The organism is Streptomyces sp. WM6386 (genome assembly GCF_000972385.1).
Taxonomy (GTDB): domain Bacteria; phylum Actinomycetota; class Actinomycetes; order Streptomycetales; family Streptomycetaceae; genus Streptomyces.
Genome location: NZ_JXTE01000021.1, coordinates 20,498 through 39,218 on the forward strand (window position 1 = coordinate 20,498; position 18,721 = coordinate 39,218).

17 protein-coding genes are annotated in these 18,721 nt (G+C 71.2%); 6 read left to right on the forward strand and 11 right to left on the reverse strand.

Features of this window, described 5'->3' with window-relative positions; all coding sequences use genetic code 11:
• Window positions 1–49 precede the first annotated feature (49 nt).
• Window positions 50–955: an SDR family oxidoreductase gene (locus tag TN53_RS15400; protein ID WP_046259035.1), complete on the reverse strand. Its 906-nt coding sequence runs from the start codon at window positions 953–955 to the stop codon at window positions 50–52.
• A gap of 85 nt (window positions 956–1,040) precedes the next feature.
• On the opposite strand from TN53_RS15400, the gene TN53_RS15405 reads away from it, so the two are divergent.
• On the forward strand, window positions 1,041–1,976 hold the full coding sequence (locus TN53_RS15405; protein ID WP_046259036.1) for a cyclase family protein: 936 nt from the start codon (window positions 1,041–1,043) through the stop codon (window positions 1,974–1,976).
• A gap of 378 nt (window positions 1,977–2,354) precedes the next feature.
• Here the strand turns inward: TN53_RS15405 and TN53_RS15410 are convergent, their stop codons facing one another.
• The 4 genes from TN53_RS15410 to TN53_RS15425 form a co-directional block, all read right to left on the reverse strand.
• Window positions 2,355–2,828 (reverse strand): ATP-binding protein, encoded by a 474-nt coding sequence (locus TN53_RS15410; protein ID WP_046259037.1) that lies wholly within the window; start codon window positions 2,826–2,828, stop codon window positions 2,355–2,357.
• A gap of 508 nt (window positions 2,829–3,336) precedes the next feature.
• Window positions 3,337–4,203 carry an acyl-CoA dehydrogenase family protein gene (locus tag TN53_RS15415; RefSeq protein WP_046259038.1) on the reverse strand — a complete coding sequence of 289 codons (867 nt, stop codon included), beginning with the start codon at window positions 4,201–4,203 and terminating at the stop codon, window positions 3,337–3,339.
• An 8-nt stretch (window positions 4,204–4,211) separates the two neighbouring features.
• On the reverse strand, window positions 4,212–5,345 hold the full coding sequence (locus tag TN53_RS15420; RefSeq protein ID WP_046259039.1) for an acyl-CoA dehydrogenase family protein: 1,134 nt from the start codon (window positions 5,343–5,345) through the stop codon (window positions 4,212–4,214).
• Window positions 5,346–5,353: 8 nt separating this feature from the next.
• A complete protein-coding gene (locus TN53_RS15425; protein WP_046259040.1) occupies window positions 5,354–6,556 on the reverse strand; it encodes an amidohydrolase family protein in 1,203 nt (400 codons plus the stop codon).
• Between the two features lie 99 nt (window positions 6,557–6,655).
• Between TN53_RS15425 and TN53_RS15430 the strand changes: the two genes are divergently transcribed.
• Window positions 6,656–8,164, forward strand: a complete 1,509-nt coding sequence (locus TN53_RS15430) for a class I adenylate-forming enzyme family protein (protein WP_046259041.1) — start codon at window positions 6,656–6,658, stop codon at window positions 8,162–8,164.
• On the opposite strand, the gene TN53_RS15435 is transcribed toward TN53_RS15430, so the two are convergent.
• Complete coding sequence (locus TN53_RS15435; RefSeq protein ID WP_046259042.1) at window positions 8,143–8,655, reverse strand: EF-hand domain-containing protein; 513 nt, start codon at window positions 8,653–8,655, stop codon at window positions 8,143–8,145. The two genes, TN53_RS15430 and TN53_RS15435, sit on opposite strands and share 22 nt — an antisense overlap.
• Window positions 8,656–8,804: 149 nt before the next feature.
• Window positions 8,805–9,185 carry an STAS domain-containing protein gene (locus TN53_RS15440; protein ID WP_046259043.1) on the reverse strand — a complete coding sequence of 127 codons (381 nt, stop codon included), beginning with the start codon at window positions 9,183–9,185 and terminating at the stop codon, window positions 8,805–8,807.
• Between the two features lie 328 nt (window positions 9,186–9,513).
• On the opposite strand from TN53_RS15440, the gene TN53_RS15445 reads away from it, so the two are divergent.
• Window positions 9,514–10,098: a sigma-70 family RNA polymerase sigma factor gene (locus TN53_RS15445; RefSeq protein ID WP_046259044.1), complete on the forward strand. Its 585-nt coding sequence runs from the start codon at window positions 9,514–9,516 to the stop codon at window positions 10,096–10,098.
• Window positions 10,099–10,304: 206 nt separating this feature from the next.
• On the forward strand, window positions 10,305–11,495 hold the full coding sequence (locus TN53_RS15450) for a zf-HC2 domain-containing protein (RefSeq protein WP_420719102.1): 1,191 nt from the start codon (window positions 10,305–10,307) through the stop codon (window positions 11,493–11,495).
• A 170-nt stretch (window positions 11,496–11,665) separates the two neighbouring features.
• Here TN53_RS15450 and purU read toward each other — a convergent pair whose 3' ends face one another.
• Together purU and TN53_RS15460 are read right to left on the reverse strand one after the other, a co-directional pair.
• A complete protein-coding gene (purU, locus tag TN53_RS15455) occupies window positions 11,666–12,547 on the reverse strand; it encodes a formyltetrahydrofolate deformylase (RefSeq protein WP_046259046.1) in 882 nt (293 codons plus the stop codon).
• Window positions 12,548–12,593: 46 nt separating this feature from the next.
• Window positions 12,594–13,094, reverse strand: a complete 501-nt coding sequence (locus TN53_RS15460; RefSeq protein WP_046259047.1) for an SCO4402 family protein — start codon at window positions 13,092–13,094, stop codon at window positions 12,594–12,596.
• Window positions 13,095–13,211: 117 nt separating this feature from the next.
• Here TN53_RS15460 and TN53_RS15465 point away from each other — a divergent pair, with 117 nt between their 5' ends.
• Window positions 13,212–14,519: an ABC transporter substrate-binding protein gene (locus TN53_RS15465; RefSeq protein WP_046259048.1), complete on the forward strand. Its 1,308-nt coding sequence runs from the start codon at window positions 13,212–13,214 to the stop codon at window positions 14,517–14,519.
• 46 nt (window positions 14,520–14,565) lie between these two features.
• Here TN53_RS15465 and TN53_RS15470 read toward each other — a convergent pair whose 3' ends face one another.
• Window positions 14,566–16,206, reverse strand: coding sequence for a hypothetical protein (locus TN53_RS15470; protein ID WP_095046507.1), 1,641 nt, complete (start codon window positions 16,204–16,206; stop codon window positions 14,566–14,568).
• A 202-nt stretch (window positions 16,207–16,408) separates the two neighbouring features.
• Window positions 16,409–17,794 (reverse strand): hypothetical protein, encoded by a 1,386-nt coding sequence (locus TN53_RS15475; protein ID WP_046259049.1) that lies wholly within the window; start codon window positions 17,792–17,794, stop codon window positions 16,409–16,411.
• A 256-nt stretch (window positions 17,795–18,050) separates the two neighbouring features.
• Here TN53_RS15475 and TN53_RS15480 point away from each other — a divergent pair, with 256 nt between their 5' ends.
• A complete protein-coding gene (locus tag TN53_RS15480) occupies window positions 18,051–18,713 on the forward strand; it encodes a bifunctional DNA primase/polymerase (RefSeq protein WP_095046508.1) in 663 nt (220 codons plus the stop codon).
• Window positions 18,714–18,721 lie beyond the last annotated feature (8 nt).

The window sequence follows — 18,721 nt, forward strand, 5'->3', positions numbered from 1 at the left end:
CAAGCCACAACGAGCCCGCAGCCGCCAACACACAGATCCACCCACCCCATCAGGCGTTAGGACGTTCCCCCTCACGCGCGGCCCTCTCCATGGCAGCGAGCCGCTCCAGCAAAGGCATCGGATCCACCCCCACCGCCCCCGGCAAGAACTTCGCGATCCGCTCCGGCGTCCAGGAACCCTCCGCATACGCCGCGCGCAGCTCCCGCGGCTGAGCCCACACCGCGATCTTCGGCCCGGCGATCGTGTACACCTGCCCGGTGACCTCCCGAGCCCGCTCCGACAGCAGATACACGACGAGCGCGGCCACATCCTCCGGCTCCCCGATCTCCGCCAACTCCATGGGCACTCCGGCGGACATCCGCGTACGAGCCACCGGCGCCACCGCGTTCGCGGTCACCCCGTACTTGTTCAACCCCAGCGCCGCACTGCGGACCAGCGAGATGATCCCGCCCTTCGCGGCGCTGTAGTTGGCCTGCGAGACGGACCCTTGGTGGTTCCCGCTGGTGAACCCGATCAGGGTCCCGGCCTGCTGCTTGCGCATGACGGCGGAGGCCGCCCGGAACACGGTGAACGTCCCCTTGAGGTGGGTGGCGACCACCGGGTCCCACTCCTCCTCGGTCATGTTGAACAGCATCCGCTCGCGCAGGATCCCGGCGACGCACACGACGCCGTCCAGCCGCCCGTACGACGACAGGGCCACGTCGACGACCCGCTGCCCGCCCGCCATGGTCGATACGTCGTCGGCGACCGCGACGGCCTGCCCGCCGGCCGCCTCGATCTCCTTGACCACGCCCGAGGCGACCTCGCTCGTCGGCGACCCACCGTCCACCGACACCCCGTAGTCATTGACGACGACGGACGCCCCCTCGGCCGCCGCGCCGAGCGCCACCGCCCGACCGATTCCGCGCCCCGCCCCCGTCACGGCGACCACCTTGCCTGCCAAGAAGTTCCCCACGCCCGGCCCCTTCCCGCGGTTTCTGACGGACCGTTAGATTTTATGACCCGTCAGACACCCGTAGACAAGCCCCGGGGGAGCACCGATGACACTGCCCGCGATGCATCCGGCGTTTCACGACATCGCCAAGCGCGTGAACAATTGGGGCCGTTGGGGCGCCGACGACGAGATCGGCACCCTCAACCTGATCACCGACGAGGTCGTACGCCAGGCCGCGACGGAGGTCAGGTCCGGCCGCCGCGTCCCGCTCTCCCTCCCACTGAAGGAGGACGGCGTACAGACGGGCCTGATACCGGGCCGGGTCAATCCCCTGCACGCGATGGTGCAGATCAACCAGGAGATCTTCGGCCCGGGCACGGTCGCGTGCAGCGACGACGCCGTGACGATGGGGCTACAGGCGGCCACCCACTGGGACGCGCTCACCCATGTCTCGCACTCGGGCGTGCTCTACAACGGCCGCCCCGCCGGCACCATCACCGCGCACGGCGGCGCCCGCTTCAGCGGCATCGACAAGGCACGGCACATCGTCTCGCGCGGCGTACTGCTGGACGTGGCCCGCGCACACGGTACGGCACGGCTGGACGGTGCGTACGCCGTCACACCGGAGGATCTGGACGCCGCCGAGGAACTCGCGGGCACGCGCGTGCGGGCCGGCGACATCGTGCTCGTACGGACGGGGCAGATCCAGGCGTATCTGGCGGGCGACAAGCACGCGTACGGCTATCCGTCGCCGGGCTTGTCGATCCGTACGCCGGAGTGGTTCCACGCACGCGATGTCGCGGCGGTCGCGAACGACACGCTGACCTTCGAGATCTTTCCGCCCGAGATCGAGGATCTGTGGCTGCCCGTGCACGCGCTCGACCTCGTGGAGATGGGGATGCTGCAAGGCCAGAACTGGAATCTCGAAGAGTTGTCCACAGCCTGTGGAGAAGCGGGCCGCTACACGTTCCTGCTGTCGGCGATGCCCGAGCCGTTCGTCGGGGCGACGGGCACTCCGGTGGCTCCGGTCGCCATTCTCTGACACGGCGGACACGGGCAAGGTCGGACGGCGGCGCCCCAACGCCCGCCCCGAGCACGGCATCGCGCCCCGCCGTCCGACTCGGCGCACCCTCCCCCAACGGTTCCTCTTGCCCCGGAGAGAACCGGCACCGAATCACGACCCACACTCGCCGAGGGCTCCCGTCACCGGAACCCACGTCGTCCCCTCGCGGCGAATCGCTGACCACAAGCGTGAGCAAGCGGACACACGGCGTCAACACCTGTTCGGGGATTTATTACTTACGCACCATTTGCTACGGGCGCGCACGGAAGCACATCGCGGCGCACCACCCGTCGATCGACAGGGAGGACCGGGGCGCCCTGCAACCGCGCTCCGACCGCGCCACCTCGGACAGCGGCCTCAGACCGCCTCGTACGCCAGCCCCTCGTACCCCTCGAACGCCGAGGCGCCGCCGCCGAAGGACGCGGCACCCTCACGGCCCTTCGCCGCACAGCGGTCGAGTTCGCACCAGATGCGCTTACCGGCCCCTTCGGGGCTCCAGCCCCACCGGTCGGCGAGGCCGTCGACCAGGGCGAGTCCGCGTCCGCCCGTGGCGTCACCGTCGACGCAGCGCGGCACGGGGGCACGGCCACTGGCGTCGGCCACCTCGAGGCGGACGGTGGCCTGTTCGGCCGCGGCACAGGGCAGCGACAGACGCAGGACGGCCGGACAGCCGGTGTGCACCACGGCGTTGGTGACCAGTTCGGACACGAGCAGGATCAGGGTCTCGGCGAGCGCCTCGTCGGCCCCTATCCCGGACCCGGCAAGCCGCGAGCGGGCCCACCGCCGGGCTCGCCCCACCTCTGCGGGGTCGGGCCGGATCTCCAGCTGCACTTGAAGCACCTGCACCGCTCACACCATCCGAACCGGCAGACACATAGCCTCGCGCCTCACGAGGGCCACGATCGTAGCCATTTTTTGCATGGCCAGAACAATGGCCACAGCCGGGATCACAGAACGTGAATCCCTTACGAGACAGCATGGTTGACGTACAGTCACCTCAACAAGCGCTTCGGGCATATTCCAGCGCGAAGGAGTACCCGGGTGGCATACTGTGCGACGCTCGTTGCGGGGAGTCGAACAGGTGGAGGCCAAGGACCCGCCGACCGTGCGAGAAGCGGCGCGCACCGCCGCATCCGGAGCCGCCACAGAGGCAACACCGGCATGGCTCGTGCTCGGAACCACTCGCATCCCACAGAAGGTACCGGAGCGACTCCCCGACTCCAGGCCGTGACGGGTCACGCATAGGACACAACCCGATATCAACACTCCGTAATTCCGGTATGCCACAATCCGCGACATTCGCGGGAGCGCTCCCGCCGCCCCCGCGGCCGACTCCCTGTCAGGCCGTCAGCTCGGCCGCGAGCAGCTCCTCACTCTCCGTGCGTCCACCGCCACGCTGTGCCCGCACCCAGGCCCGCTTCAGATGCAGATGCACCTCGGACTCCCAGGTGAAGCCCATGCCGCCGTGCACCTGGAGGCAGTCGCGGGCGCCGCGTACGGCGGCCTCGTCGGCGAGCAGCCGGGCCGCGGCGATGTCGGCCGGGTCCTCGGTGACGGCGGCCGCGTAGACCGCCGCACGGGCCACCTCGGCCCGCACCAGCAGCTGGGCGCAGAGATGCTTGACGGCCTGGAACGCCCCGATCGGCTGCCCGAACTGCTCACGCGTCCGGGCGTGTTGCACCGCCAGCTCGCACGCGCGCGTGGCGGTGCCGAGCTGCTCGGCGGCGGTGAGGAGCACGGCGACGTGGTCGGTCACGGCGGCCCCGGATGTGCGATGCAGAGGAGTCAACGGGTCGACCGACCGCAGCGCCACGGCGTCGGCGGCATCGCCTAGTACGACGTCGGCGGCCTCCAGCCACTCCACCAGCCCGCCGTCCACGCCCGCCACGACCACCGACCCGTCGGCCGCCCCGGGCACCGCGCCCGCCGCGAGATGCGTGGCCACCAGCGGCCCGGGCAGCAGCACCCGCCCCGCCTCCTCGAAGGCCAACACGGCCTCGGAGAGCCCGAGTCCGACCCCTCCGCCGTCCTCCGGCACCCTGAGCGCGAAGAACCCGGCCTCCCCCAGCTCCCGCCACAGCGCCCGGTCCAGGCGGCCGGGCGAGCCGACGGCGGCCCACAGCGCCTCGCGGTCGAAACGCCGGGCCAGCAGCCCTCGTACGCCGTCCCGCAACGCGCGTTGATCATCGGTGAGTTGGAAACGCACGGGAACAGTCACCGCCCCTTCGGCAGCCCCAGGATCCGTTCGGCCACGATGTTCTGCTGGATCTGCGAGGTGCCGGCGGCGATGGTGTACGACAGCGAGGACAGCCGGTCCAGGACCCACGGCCGGTCGAGGTCGAGGGCGTCGGGACCCAGGACGTCGGCGGCGGCGTCGTAGAGCTCCTGCCGCGCCTGCGAATACCTCAGTTTGAAAACCGAACCCCCGACACCGGGGACTCCCCCGGAGGCCTCCGCCTCGCTCACGTTCCACTGCGTGAGGCGCCACAGCGCCCGGAACTCGGCGTTGAGCCGCCCGAGCCGCCGTCTGAGCTCCGGCTCGTCCCACCGGCCGTTCTTGCGCGCCTCACCGGCGAGTTCGCGCAACACCCGCCTGCACGCGACCACTTCGCCCACGAAGGCCGTGCCGCGCTCGAAGGACAGCGTCACCATGGTCACGCGCCAGCCGTCGTTCTCGTCCCCGACCCGGTTGCCGACCGGCACCCGGACCTCGTCGAGGAACACCTCGGCGAACTCGGCGGACCCGACGAGGGTCCTCAGCGGCCGTACGGTGATCCCCGGAGCGTCCATGGGCAGGGCGAGCCACGTGATGCCCCGGTGTTTCGCGGCCGCCGGGTCGGTGCGCACCAACAGTTCGCACCAGTCGGCGACTTCGGCGTGCGAGGTCCAGATCTTGGACCCGCTCACCACGTACTCGTCGCCGTCCCTGCGCGCGCGTGTCCGCAACGCGGCGAGGTCGGACCCGGCGTCGGGCTCGCTGAACCCCTGACACCAGACCTCCTCCCCGCGCAGGATCGGCGGCAGCCACCGCGCCCGCTGCTCGACGGAGCCCTCCGCGGCGATCGTGGGCCCGGCGTGCAGCAGGCCGACGAACCCCGCGCCCACATAGGGCGCCCCCGCCTCCTCGGTCTCCTCCAGGAAGATCAGCCGCGTGGTCGGCGAGGCGTCCCAGTGCACGTCCGCGTACCCGGCGTCGTACAGCATCCGCTGCCAGCCCATGTCGTAGGCGCGGCGCCCGGGCCAGTCGTCCGGGGGCGGCTTGGGCGGGAGCGTGGGCAGCACCCGGTCGAGCCACTGCCTCAACCGCGCCCGGAACTCCTCCTCTTCGGGAGAGTGGGAGAGGTCCACGGGCTCGCCTACCGGTCCCGGTCCAGATCTAGGTCGAGCATGCGGATGGCGTTGCCCCGCATCAGCTTGTAGACGGTCTCGTCGTCGAGGCCCTTCACATGGTCGAGGGCGACCTCCTTGGTGTGCGGGAAGGTCGAGTCGACGTGCGGGTAGTCGGTCTCGAAGGTGGCGTTGTCACGGCCCACCACGTCCAGCGAGGCGACGCCGTGCTTGTCACGGAAGAAACAGCAGAAGATCTGCCGGTAGTAGTACGTCGACGGCGGCTCCGGGATGATGTCGCGCACCCCGCCCCAGGCGCGGTGCTCCTCCCACACGTCGTCGGCGCGTTCGAGGGCGTACGGGATCCAGCCCATCTGGCCCTCGCTGTAGGCCAGTTTGAGGCGCGGGAACTTCACCAGCACCCCGCTGAAGAGGAAGTCCATCATCGAGGCCATGGCGTTGTTGAAGCTGAGCGCGGCCTGGACGGCGGGCGGGGCGTCGGGGGAGGCGGCCGGCATCTGGGAGCTGCTGCCGATGTGCATGTTGACGACCGTGCCGGTCTCCTGGCAGACCGCGAAGAACGGGTCCCAGTGGCCGGAGTGGATGGAGGGCAGGCCGAGGTGGGTGGGGATCTCGGAGAAGGTCACGGCCCGCACCCCGCGTGCGGCGTTGCGCCGGATCTCCGCGACCGCCAGCTCCACGTCCCACAGGGGGATCAGGCACAGCGGGATGAGCCGGCCGCCGCTGTCGCCGCACCACTCCTCGACCATCCAGTCGTTGTAGGCCCGCACACAGGCCAGCGCGACCTCTTTGTCCTGCGCCTCGGCGAAGGTCTGCCCGCAGAAGCGCGGGAAGGTCGGGAAGCACAGGCTGCCCTCGACGTGGTTGAGATCCATGTCCTTGAGCCGCGCGACGGGGTCCCAGCAGCCGCGCCGCATCTCCTCGCGGGTGATGCCCTCCAGGGTCATCTCGTCGCGGTCGAAGCCGACGGCGGCGATGTTGCGCTTGTACGGGAACTTCAGGTCCTCGTAGATCCACCAGTCGGTGGGCGGACCGTCCGGGTCCATCGTGATCTGGTACTTGCCGGCGACGTAGGCGAGTTCACCGATCCCGGCGGTGAGTGGCTGCGGTCCGCGGTCCTGGTACTTGGCGGGCAGCCAGGTCTTGAACAGGTGCGCGGGCTCGATCACATGGTCGTCGACGCTGATGATGCGGGGCAGTTCGGTCGGCATGATCTCCTCCGCCGGACGGTGTTCACCTGACAGGCACGATCTGATGGGGCGTCAGATAGCATGTCACCTGACGAGTCGTCAGCCAAGCAGGGGGCACCCATGAACGAGACCCCGCACTCCCTGAGCTCCTCCCGCACCCTCTGGGAACTGGTCACCCGCCGCGCCGACCTCACCCCCGACCGTCCGGTCCTTCTCCAGGACGACCGCTCCCTGAGCTTCGGCGAGCTGCACGCGCGTGCCGAGCGGGTGGCGGCGGGGCTGTACGACATGGGCGTACGCCCCGGCACGGTGGTCGCCTGGCAGCTGCCCACCCGGATCGAGACGGCGGTGCTGTCCTTCGCGCTGGCCCGCCTGGGTGCGGTCCAGTCGCCGGTCATCCCGTTCTACCGGGATCGTGAAGTCGGCTTCGCGCTACGGGAGTCGAAGGCCGAGTACTTCGCGGTACCCGGCGAGTGGCGGGGCTTCGACTACACCGGGATGGCGCGGCGGCTCGGCGCGAAGGGCGTCTTCGAGGCGTACGACCGGCTGCCCGACGGCGATCCCGGCCTGCTGCCCGCGCCGCCCTCCTCGGGCACCTCGGTCCGCTGGATCTACTGGACCTCGGGCACGACCTCCGACCCCAAGGGCGTGCTGCACACGGACCGTTCACTGATCGCGGGCGGCTCGTGCCTGGCCCACGCGCTGCGGCTGAGGCCCGACGACGTGGGCTCGATGGCCTTCCCGTATGCCCACATCGCCGGCCCCGACTACACGGTGATGCTGCTCCTGTACGGCTTCCCGGCGGTGATGTTCGAGCAGTTCGCGCTGCCGGACGCGCTGGAGGGCTATCGCCGGCACGGGGTGACGGTCGCGGGCGGATCGACGGCGTTCTACTCGATGTTCCTGGCCGAGCAGCGCAAGCGGCCGGAGACCAAGGTGATACCCACCCTGCGGCTGCTGGCCGGTGGGGGCGCGCCCAAGCCGCCGGAGGTGTACCACGCGGTCGTCCGGGAGATGGGGGTGCAGCTCACGCACGGGTACGGCATGACCGAGGTGCCGATGATCACCATGGGGTCGCCGGACGACACCGTGGAGAACCTCGCGACGACCGAGGGGCGGCCGCCGGACGGGATGGAGATACGGATCGTGGACGGGGAGGTGCGGCTGCGCGGGGAGGCCGTGTGCCAGGGGTATCTGGACGCGGGGCAGACGGCGGGGGCCTTCGACGAGGACGGGTTCCTGCGCACCGGTGACCTCGGGATGCTCAGGGACACCGGGCATCTGGTGCTCACCGGACGGCTCAAGGACGTGATCATCCGCAAGGGCGAGAACATCTCGGCGAAGGAGATCGAGGACCTGCTGGCCGCGCACCCGGCGGTCGGGGACGTGGCGGTGATCGGGCTGCCGGACGAGGAGCGCGGGGAGCGGGTGTGCGCGGTGGTGGAACAGCCCCCCGGGACCGAGGAGTTGACCCTGGCGGCGATGACGTCCTATCTCCGCACGGAAGGGCTCTCGGTCCACAAGCTGCCGGAGCGGCTGGAGGTGGTGGACGCCCTTCCGCGCAACGAGACGCTCCGCAAGGTGCTCAAGTACAAGCTGCGGGAGCGCTATTCGGGGACGGTGAAGTAACGGGCGAAGGCGGAGACGATCTCCTCCTCGCCGATCCTGCCGTCGCCGTCGGTGTCGAGCGCGGTGGCGGCGGTGTCGGCGATCCCCTGCGCGACACCGAGGATCCGGAGCACGCGCGCGATGTCCTCGACGGTGGCCGCTCCGTCGCCGTCCGGGTCGGCGACGGCGAGGGCCGCGTGCAGGAAGGGGCGGGCGATCTCGGCGAACCGGTCGGGATTGTCGCGCAACCGCTTCACGGCGCCGTTGACGAACTCCTCGCGGGTGATGCGCTGGTCGCCGTCCCGGTCCGCGATGCCCGCCATGCCCTGCCAGAACGCCTCCGCGCCGACATACAGGGCCTGCCCCTTGTCGGACCGTGCCGCCGTACCGAACTCCGCGAGCAGCGCCTTGGCCGCCACGCTGAAGTCCGCCCGGTCGATGTAGCCGTTGCCGTCCTGGTCGAAGGTGGCGAACCGGCCGGCGATCCTGCGCTCGTACTCGCTGCTGACCATGTCTTCTCGGGCCGCCTTACGTCACGTGGGGTGCATCTGGTTCGGAGCGTACGACGCCGGGGCGGGGCGGGGAGCGGGAAAGCGGCGGTTGTGCCAAGACCGGGGGAATTTTGGGACAACGGTGTGGCAGAAGCGGCAGTGCCCCCGGTTCACGCCGACAGGGGCCCCGCTTCGTCCTCCGTCGCCGAATCGACGTCCACGTGGACGTCGAACAGCCGCCGCACTCCGAGCGCCCCCAGCACCCTGTTGACGTGGGAGCCGTCCACCGCGCCCTGGGCCGGCAGTATCAGCCGCAGCTGTCCCTGGCAGGAGCGGATGAGGCGGCGGGAGGCTATGAGGACGCCGACGCCGCTGGAGTCGCAGAAGAAGACCTCGGAGAGGTCGAGGACAAGACTGTGGCGGCCCTCGGCCACCACGTCGTGCACCCGCTGCCGCAGCACCGGCGACGTCACCAGATCCAGTTCGCCCGACACATGGAGCACGGCCCAGTCGCCGTGCTCGCCGCCGGTCACGTTGAACCCCACCACCACGCCCTTCGCTCGCCGGGACTTCCCGGAACGGCCCGCAAACGGAAGCCGTTCCTACGCTTCCTTGCAGCGCGGCTGCCCAGCGGCGGTTCCCTGAAACACAAGCCAGGAAACGGAAACCGATCGGAAGAGGCTTGTTTTAGTCGCCTTCGATCCTGTTCGATCGTGAATGGACGCAGAGTGGAAGGAAGACGAAGGTCCACTATCATCGACCGCTCTCTCGGGGGCGCACATTGCTACAAAGGGGCGTGCGCTGTCAGACGTGCCGACTACATTCGAGGAGACGGTGGGTCCAGGCTTGACGAGTCGCGAACGACGGTGAGGGGGCGGCATGGCGAAGAAGGACGCACCTCCCCGCTGGGACCGCAAGATGCAGCAGCGGCTCGCACGCGGTGAGGCGGCCGCCCTCGGCGAGCTCTACGACCGGTTCGCCTCGCTGGTGCACGGCCTCGCCCACCGCGTGCTCGGCGACGAGCGCGCCGCCGACGGCATCACCCGCGAGGTCTTCGCCCACGTCTGGGAACACCCCGACGCCTACGACCCCAAACAGGGCCCCCTGCGCTCCTGGGTCGCCACGCTGACCCACCGCCTCGCCGTGCAGCGCCTGCGTGCCACCGAGACCGCGGCCCTCGCCCAGGGCGGCCGCGGCACCACCGAGGAACTGGAGCGCAAGGTCCGCCACGCCTCCGTCGCCGCCCGCGCCGACTACATCGTCCAGTCCATGCCGTCCCCGCTGCGCGCCGCCCTTGAGCTGGCGTACTTCCAGCGCCGCGACTACCGCCAGACCGCCGCCGACCTCGGAGTCACCGAGGACGAGGCCCGCCGCCGCCTCCGTCTGGGCCTGCAGCTCCTCGCCACGGCCCATGACACCGGCGCCGCCCCCGGAGCGCCTCCCGGCTACGGAGGTGCGGCGTGAACGAGGCGAACCGCTTCGAGGCGTACGACGAGCACGAAGGCCGGGAGGGACAGGAGGACCCGGAAGGCCAGGAGGACCGGGAAGGCCAGGAGGACGAGTCCCTCAGCGGTGCGCACCAGCAGGGCGAGCTCCCGCCCCCGGCAGACGACGGCGCCGGCGGCCCGACCGACGGCGACGGCCCCGGCCCCGCCGCCGAGCCGCCCCGCATACCGCTCCCGCGCGCGTCCGTCGAGGACACCGGGCACCCCCTGCCCCCGCTGGAGACACCGCCGCCCCCGCCGCCCCTCGCCCTGGAGCACCCCGTACTGAAGGCGCTCCTCGGCGCCTGGGCGCTGGCCGCCTGCTCGCCCGCGGAGACGGCGGCCGTCGAGGAGCACCTCGGCGACTGCGGCTCCTGCGCGGACGAGGCGCTGCGGCTGCGCGGGGCGGTCGGCCTGCTCCACCCGCAGGAGAGCCTCGACCTCGATCCCGGGCTGCGCACCCGCGTCCTGGAGGGCTGCCTGGGCCGCCGCCCGCCGCGCATCCCGGTACCCGACTGGGCGGCGCCCTACGACGCCGAGACCGCGCGCCTGGACGCGCTGCTGCGGGACATGGGCGATGCCGAGTGGCACGCGCCCGTGCGGCTGCGCTGGTTCGAGGCCGACGAGGCGACGAGCCGCCGTACGACGGTCGCCGGCGTCATCGCCCACCTGCTCACGGTCGACGGCCTGGTCGCCCTCGCGCTGGGCCTGGACGACCCGCTCGGCGACATCACCGCGGGCTCACCGACCCCCGCGGCCCGCACCGAGGCGTTCTGGCGCGGCTCCCACTTCCCGCCGACCCGCTCCGTCCGGGGCCCCTGGCGCGAACAGAGCCACGACCTGGTGCGCACGGTCTCCTTCACCGGCGGCGGTTCCGGCAAGCTCTCGGTGTCGTACGGCGACTTCGAACTCCCCCTGCACGACGCCATGCTGGACCGGGCCTTCGAGTGCTGGGTCCACGCGGAGGACATCGCCGAGGCGGTCGACTACCCGTACGGCCCCCCGTCCCCCCGCCATCTGAACCGCATGATCGACCTGGCCGCCCGCATGCTCCCCGCGGCGCTGGCCGTGCGGCGCCGGACCGGGTTGGCCGGGCCGCTCCGTGGGCGCCACCTCGTCCCGGCGGGCGAGCCGGGGCGCAGCCTGCGGCTGGAGATCGAGGGTTCGGGTGGCGGCGAGTGGCTGATCCCGCTGGACTCCCCGGCGGCGGTGGGCTCCGCGGAGTACGAGGTGGCGCACGTGGCCCTGGACGGCGTGGAGTTCTGCCAGCTGGCCGCGGGCCATGTGCCTCCGGCGGAGGCGGCGGCGGGACAGGTGGGTGACCGGGAGGCGATCAGGGACGTGCTGTTCGCGGTCGCGTCGTTGAGCCGGATCTAGGGGCGGGTTGCGGATTCGTCGGCGGCTGCGGGCCGGGTGTGGCTGGTCGCGCAGTTCCCCGCGCCCCTAAAAGCAGGCCGGTTCACTGGACGCACCTCCAGGGGCGCGGGGAACTGCGCGACCAGCCCCCACGCATCCGCAGCCGCCCTGCGACCGAACCCCCCGAGCTCCTAGGCGAACACGACCGTCCGCCGCCCGTTCAGCAGAATCCGCCGCTCCGCATGCCACTTCACGGCCCGCGCCAGCGCCTGGCACTCCACGTCACGCCCGATCGCGACCAGCTGGTCCGGGGTCACGTCATGCCCGACCCGCTCGACCTCCTGCTCGATGATCGGCCCCTCGTCGAGGTCAGCCGTCACATAGTGCGCGGTCGCACCGATCAGCTTGACCCCCCGGGCGTGAGCCTGGTGGTACGGCTTCGCACCCTTGAAGCTCGGCAGGAACGAGTGGTGGATGTTGATGATCCGCCCGCTGAGCTGCTTGCAGAGGTCGTCCGAGAGCACCTGCATGTACCGGGCGAGGACAACGAGCTCCACGCCCTGCTCACGCACCAGCTCGAGCAGCTGCGCCTCGGCCTCGGCCTTGTTCTCCCGCGTCACCGGAATGTGGTGGAAGGGAACGTCGTAGGACCCCACGAGTTCGGCGAAGTCGGTGTGGTTGGAGACCACGGCGGCGATGTCCACCGGCAGCGCACCGATACGGGCCCGGAACAGCAGGTCGTTCAGGCAGTGCCCGAACTTGCTGACCATGAGGACGACCCGCATCTTCTCCTCGGGCTGGTGGATCTGCCAGTCCATGTGGAAGGCGTCACCGATCGCCGCGAAGCTGGCCCGCAGCTTCTCCACCGTCACCGGCGCTTCCGCCGAGAAGTGGACGCGCATGAAGAACAGACCCGTGTCGTGGTCGCCGAACTGCTGGCTGTCCTCGATGTTGCAGCCGGTCATGAAGAGATAGCTCGACACGGCGTGCACGATGCCCTGCTTGTCGGGGCAGGACAGGATGAGGACGTACTGCTCGGCGGGCGCCGCGGCTCGGGTGGACTGCTCGTTCATGCAGGACAGGGTCCCATACCCACCGGCACCGCAGAGAACGCGTCCGTCACGCGGACCGGGTCATGATCTGCAGCGCGTGCAGCGAGCGCGGCGGCTGGTCCGGGTCGTCCCCGTCGGCCGTCGCCATCCGCACATGGGCGTCGTGCGCGGCCCGTACCGCCTCCGGCCAACCGGGGTGGTCGAGGTAGGCGGAGACGGGTGCGTCCGGGCCGACCTGGTGCATGATCCGCAGCACCCGCAGGACCGCGGTGTCGACGAGGGCCGACTCCTGGGAGTCCCGGAAGATCGTGCCGACGTATTTCTCGGCGGACCAGTTGTCCAGCCAGGTGTCCTCGACGAGGCGGTACACGGCGTCGGTGACGTCCCCGTACCCCTCGACACCGGCCAGCCAGACGTCCCGCTGGAACCCTGGGTCGGAGAGCATGTGCAGCGCGGAGCGCACATTGCTGCGCCAGCGCCACCACGGCATGTCGTTCAGTGGCATGCCGCCCATGGTGGATGAGCGACGGCCGCGACGGGAAGAGTTCTCCGAACCTTGCACGGTCATCGATCGTACGTTCCTCGTCACACGCGCCTCACCGGCCCCCGCAATTCACCTTCGCGTCACCGACTGTTGACCGTAAGTCACTCCCGGGTTGGCCATGTGGCGGAAGCGTGTGTGCCCATGACCGGCAGGCGACGCATCCGCAGCACCTTCCTCCCCAGGCTCCACCCGGCCGTCAGAGCCACCGCCCTCGCGGCGACGGCACTGGCCGCGTGTGCGTCACTGACCGTCGGTTGCGGGGTCATCCCCGGTGCCACGGGGGGCTCCGGGGATGACCCGATCAAGGTCATGACCTGGGCCCCGATGAAAACCGGCGCCACCAACAAGCCCGGTATGCCCGCCTTCGCGCAGGCGTACGCCCGTTGGATCAACTCGCACGGCGGCATCAACGGCCGCGAGCTCTCCGTCCTGGTCTGCAACGACCACAACGACGCCGTCTCCGCCGCCAAGTGCGCCCAGCGCGCGGTCGACGAGGAGGCCGTCGCGGTGGTCGGCTCCTACAGCCAGTACGGCGACGCGTTCTTCCCGACGCTCGAGGGCGCCGACATCCCCTACATAGGCGGCTACGGCATCACCAACGCCGAGTTCGACAGCGTGACCTCCTACCCGGTCAACGGCGGCCAGCCCAGCCTTCTCGCCGGCCTCGGCAAGGAACTCGGCGGCAGCTGCGGGCCCGTGGCACTGGTCCGCCCCGACAGCATCGCGGGCGACGAACTCCACGTCATGCTCGACTCCGGCCTGAAGGCCGCCGGCCACCCCGTGGCGGACGACCAGCTGGCCGCGGAGGACGCCACCGAGTACTCGGCGCAGTCCGAGCGCGCCCTCGCCCACACGACCGGCGACCCGGCGCAGAAGGGGTGTGTGCTGCCCGCGCTCGGGGACCGCACCAGCACCTTCATGGACTCCTTCCGCCGCGCCCGTGAGGACTTTCCCGACGTCCGCACCGGCACGGTCCTCGGCAGCGTCGACCAGACGGTGATAGACGCCTCCGGCGGGGCGTCTGGGCCCTACGAGGGGTCGTACATCACCGGCTGGTACCCGGTCGCGACCGACCAGCGCTGGGACCCGATGAAGAAGGTCATCAAGGAGCAGGCCTTCGACGACAACCGCATCGATCCCGCGGACGCCGGAGTGCAGACCACCTGGCTCGCGTACACCGTGTTCAAGGCCGCCGTCGAGTCGCTCGGCGACGGCGAGCTGACGTCGACCGCCGTACGCAAGGCGCTCGACGCCGGTCTGAAGGTCAACACGGGCGGACTGACGCCGACCCTCAACTGGGAGTACGAGAACGGCCTCGGGGCCATCGGCCTGCCGCGCCTGGTCAACACCGAGGTGACGCTGCAGGCCGTACGCAAGGGCCGGCTGGTGGCGGCGCGCAAGGGCTTCACGGACGTACGCAGGACGCTGGCGAACGCCGACGTGAGCTAGGTCCGGGACCGGGCACCGGGGGCCGCGAGAGGGCGGCCCCCGTCGGTCACAGCTGGGTGCGGTTGCGTTCGGTCAGGCCGTACGTCTTCGCGATCGCGTTCCACAGCTTGGCCGCGGTGATCTTCTGCGTGCTGGCCTCGCCGCTCGCGGTGTTGCCGGCCTGGGTCTGGCCGGTGGTGCGCGCCTGGCCCTTCTTGCAGCCCTTCTTGCCGGCGGTCTGGTCGGCCCACGTCGCGTAGTGGTTGTCGGCCGACGCGGACGCCTGCCACGCCTTGGTGAGGGCGGTGGTCAGCTGGGCGTGGTTCGGGAGCCGGTCGACGGAGAGGGTGGACAGGCGGGTCACCAGGTCGTTGCGCTGGGTGGCCGCGTCCCGCAGGTCCTTGGCCGCCTGGCCGAGGTTCTTGCAGGCCTTCACGTCCTCCACCGCGCTGATCACCGAGGCCCGGCTGTCACCGCTGTCGGCCAGCAGCTTGTCAAGCTCGACGGCCTGCGCCTTTGCCGGGTCGGCGGACGGCGAGGCGGACTCGCTCGCCGGCGCGGTCGCGGCGACGGTCTTGTTGCCGTCACCGTCGTCCCCGCCGCCACCGGCCAGCAGCGCGCCCGCGCCGATGCCGAGGACGGCGATACCGATGCCGACAGCGGCGATGAGCGGCACGCGCGAGCGGTTTCGGCCTCCGCGGCCACCGCCGTCGTCGTGGTGGTCACGGTGTCCGTACGACGGCTGCTGCTGCCCCGTGTGCGGCGGCTGCGCCCGCTCGAAGCGCGGCAACTGCTGCGTGGCCCCTGCCGGGCTCTCGCCGCCCGGCCCGCTGCGGAAGAGGTTGTCGAACTCGGCGGGCGGCTGCCGCTCCCCGCCGTGCTGCCCGGGCACGGGCGCGATGTACTGCGTGGCCTCGGCGTCGGGCCCGGACACGGGCGGCAGCGGCCCGCCGCTCTGCGGGGCACGCCCCAGGAACTGCGTCTGCTCCGAGACCCCCTGCGCGGGCACCTCGGGCGGCAGCGCCCCGGGCGCGACCGGCGGGATGTACTGCGTTGCGCCCTCGTCCGGGGACGCGGCGACCGGCGGGATGTACTGCGTGGCGCCCTCGTCCGCCGGGGGCAGGGGTACGCCGGTGGCGCCGCCGTGTCCGGCGGGCGTGCCGTACGCGTCGGTGGCGGGCGGCAGCGGGGCGCCGGGAACGCCGTACCCTCCCCCGGCGTCCGGGTTCACCGGCGGCAGGTAGTACGAGGTGGGCTGGTCGCTGTCGTGACCGGCGGGCGGCAGAGGCGCACCCGGGCCGGCGCCGTGCTGGGGGTTCTGGTCCACCGGCGGCAGGTAGTACGACGTGGGCTGGTCGTTGTCGTAGCCGCCGGGCTGCGGCAGCGGCTGCGAGGCGTCCTGGGCGCCCCACTGCTGGGCCTGTGCCTGGTACGGGTCGGGCGCCCCCCACTGCTGTTCCTGCGGCGCACCCCAGCCCTCGCCCTGCTGCGGGGCGGGCGTCTGCTGCTCGGGTCCCCACGGGGTGCCCCAGGCCTGGCCGCCGGGCGGGGGCGCGGGGGTCGGGTTCGGGACGTGCGGGGCGGACTGGTAGCCGCCGGGTCCGCCCGTCTGGCCCGGCAGCAGCGGTTCGCCGCCGTCGGAGGGCAGCACGATGCCTTCGCGCGCCACGCGCGGCGAGGGCTCCTCGCCCTGTCCACTCTGCGTCACCGGGACTCCTACGAATGGGGGACCTTGTGAATCGTCGGCTCACGCTACCGGGTCCCCCGAGCCCGGTGCCACGCAGCACAGGACTGGACCGGTGTCCCTGTGACCGCGGTAACAAAACCGGGCCCGCATCCGCTATACAGACGCTCCTTTCGCCTCCGGAGCCTTCGTTTCCTGCGCGTTCACGCCCTCGTACCCCGGGGTTTCACGCCGCCGCCTGCAACTCCAGTCGCGCCCCGAACTCCCGTACCACGGCCTCGTCCTGGAACGGCTCCAGCCGCTGCTGGAAGTCCTCCAGGTAATCGGCGCCCCGGTTGGAACGGACGGTCTCCAGCAACTCCACGGCCTTCAGCCCGGTGTGGCAGGCCTGTTCGATCTCCCGTTGCTGCACCTGCGCGGTGGCGAGCAGCACATAGCCGATGGCCCGGCGCCGCGCCTTCGTCTCGGGAAGCCCGTCCAGCGACTCCTGCGCCCGCCGTGCCGCCGCCTCGGCCTGCCCGAGGTCCCGGTGGCAGTGCGCCAACTCGTCGGCGAGATAGGCCTCGTCGAAGTGCGCGATCCACGCCGGGTCGTCCCCGGAGGAAGGATCCGCCGCCTCCAGCGCGCCCACCGCCCGCCCGGACGCCAGCTGCGCCGCCCGCGCATCGCCCATCAACGCGTGCCCGCGTGCCTCGGCCGCGTGGAACATCGCCTCCGCGCGCGGCGTCACGCGCCCCCGCGCCCCTTCCTGTGCCGCACGCGCCAACTGCGCGATCTCGCGCGGGTTTCCTAGCTGCGCGGCGAGATGGCTCATGGACGCGGCGAGCACATATCCACCGTAGCCACGGTCCCCCGCCGCCTGCGCGAGCCGCAGCGCCTGGATGTAGTACCGCTGCGCCAGCCCCGGCTGGCCGGTGTCGATCGCCATGTACCCGGCGAGCTCCGTCAACCGCGCGACCGTGGCGAACAGTTCACGCCCCACGGCCTCCCGGTACGAACCGGCGAGCAGTCCGCTGACGACACTGTTGAGGTAGTGCACGACGACCGGACGCACATGCCCGCTGCCGTACTGGTGATCAAGGTCGACGAGCGCCTGGGTCATCGCCCGCACGGCCGCCACATCGGACTGGCCCACCCGCGGTCCCGCCTGCCGGGCCACCTGCGAGTCCGGCGAGGAGATCAGCCAGTCGCGGCTCGGCTCGACGAGCGCGGACGCGGCGACCGAGGAGCCGGACAGGAAGTCCCGGCGGCCCACGTCACTGCGCCACAGTTCACAGACCTGCTCGATGGCCCCCAGCACGGTCGGCGAGAACTGGAGACCGACGCCCGACGCGAGGTTCTTGCCGTTGGCCATGCCGATCTCGTCGATCGTGACCGTACGCCCGAGTTTGCGGCCCAGCGCCTCCGCGATGATCGCCGGGGCGCGTCCCCTCGGCTGCTGCCCGCGCAGCCAGCGTGCCACGGACGTCTTGTCGTAGCGCAGGTCGAGACCGTGCTCGGCGCCGCACATGTTGACCCGGCGGGCCAGCCCGGCGTTCGAGCAACCCGCTTCCTGGATGAGCGCCTGCAACCGTTCGTTCGGCTGTCGCGCGACGAGAGGCCTTGCGGCCATGGCATACCCCCTGGGAACAACCCCTGAAGCGAAAAGATCCGGCCGTGAAGATCAATGCCCCACGGACATACCGAAAATGCGAGGCATGTGAGGATTGCCGGGGTAAAAGACGGAAGCCACCCCACATGTGGCTACCCACCTCCCCCCACAGATCCTCCTGCGCGCCCCCACACATGCATCCATGCGCCCCAGATGCGGAATCGATGCGCTTCCCCCGCGCGCGGTACAGCCGTAACCCGAGGTGGGCGCGGGAGTTGTGTTGGGCGTGGAAGAGACGATCGCGAGCACCGAAGCCGCACAGATTCCGAAGCAGCGCGGGGAATCGCTGCTGGAGACCGCCGTACGCTACGCCGAGGAGCGCCACTGGGACGTGTTCCCCGGCACCTGGCTGGAAGCCGTCGACGGGGTGCAGCACTGCTCCTGCGGCGACGCGGCGTGCGCCGCGCCCGGCGCGCACCCCTCGCGCGAGGACTGGGCGACGCAGGCCACGGGCAGTGCGACCGTCGCGCGCCGGTTGTGGTCGAAGCAGCCGCTCGCGTCGATCCTGCTGCCGACCGGGCGGACCTTCGACGCGATCTCCGTTCCGGAGACCGCCGGGTTCCTGGCGCTGGCGCGAATGGAGCGGATGGAGTTGACACTGGGGCCGGTGACCCTGTCGCCGGATCGCCGGATGCACTTCCTCGTACTGCCGGGTGCTTCGGTGAAGGTGCCGGACCTGGTGCGCAAGCTCGGCTGGACGCCGTCGTCGCTCGATCTGGTCGCGCTGGGCGAGGGCGCGTTCGTGGCAGCGCCTCCCACGCGGTACGGGTCCAGCGGGGCCGTGCAGTGGGCCTGCAGGCCCACGCCGGCGAACCGGTGGCTGCCGGACGCGGAGGAGTTGATCTCTCCGCTCGCCTACGCGTGCGGGCGGGACCGCTGAAAGTTCTC

Excerpts from the sequence above, each read along its gene's own strand:
- TN53_RS15405 (WP_046259036.1), top strand. The coding sequence starts at position 1,041 with ATGACACTGCCCGCGATGCATCCGGCGTTTCACGACATCGCCAAGCGC.
- TN53_RS15425 (WP_046259040.1), bottom strand. The coding sequence starts at position 6,556 with ATGCCGACCGAACTGCCCCGCATCATCAGCGTCGACGACCATGTGATC.
- TN53_RS15430 (WP_046259041.1), top strand. The coding sequence starts at position 6,656 with ATGAACGAGACCCCGCACTCCCTGAGCTCCTCCCGCACCCTCTGGGAA.
- TN53_RS15435 (WP_046259042.1), bottom strand. The coding sequence starts at position 8,655 with ATGGTCAGCAGCGAGTACGAGCGCAGGATCGCCGGCCGGTTCGCCACC.
- TN53_RS15445 (WP_046259044.1), top strand. The coding sequence starts at position 9,514 with ATGGCGAAGAAGGACGCACCTCCCCGCTGGGACCGCAAGATGCAGCAG.
- purU (WP_046259046.1), bottom strand. The coding sequence starts at position 12,547 with ATGAACGAGCAGTCCACCCGAGCCGCGGCGCCCGCCGAGCAGTACGTC.
- TN53_RS15460 (WP_046259047.1), bottom strand. The coding sequence starts at position 13,094 with ATGACCGTGCAAGGTTCGGAGAACTCTTCCCGTCGCGGCCGTCGCTCA.
- TN53_RS15465 (WP_046259048.1), top strand. The coding sequence starts at position 13,212 with ATGACCGGCAGGCGACGCATCCGCAGCACCTTCCTCCCCAGGCTCCAC.
- TN53_RS15475 (WP_046259049.1), bottom strand. The coding sequence starts at position 17,794 with ATGGCCGCAAGGCCTCTCGTCGCGCGACAGCCGAACGAACGGTTGCAG.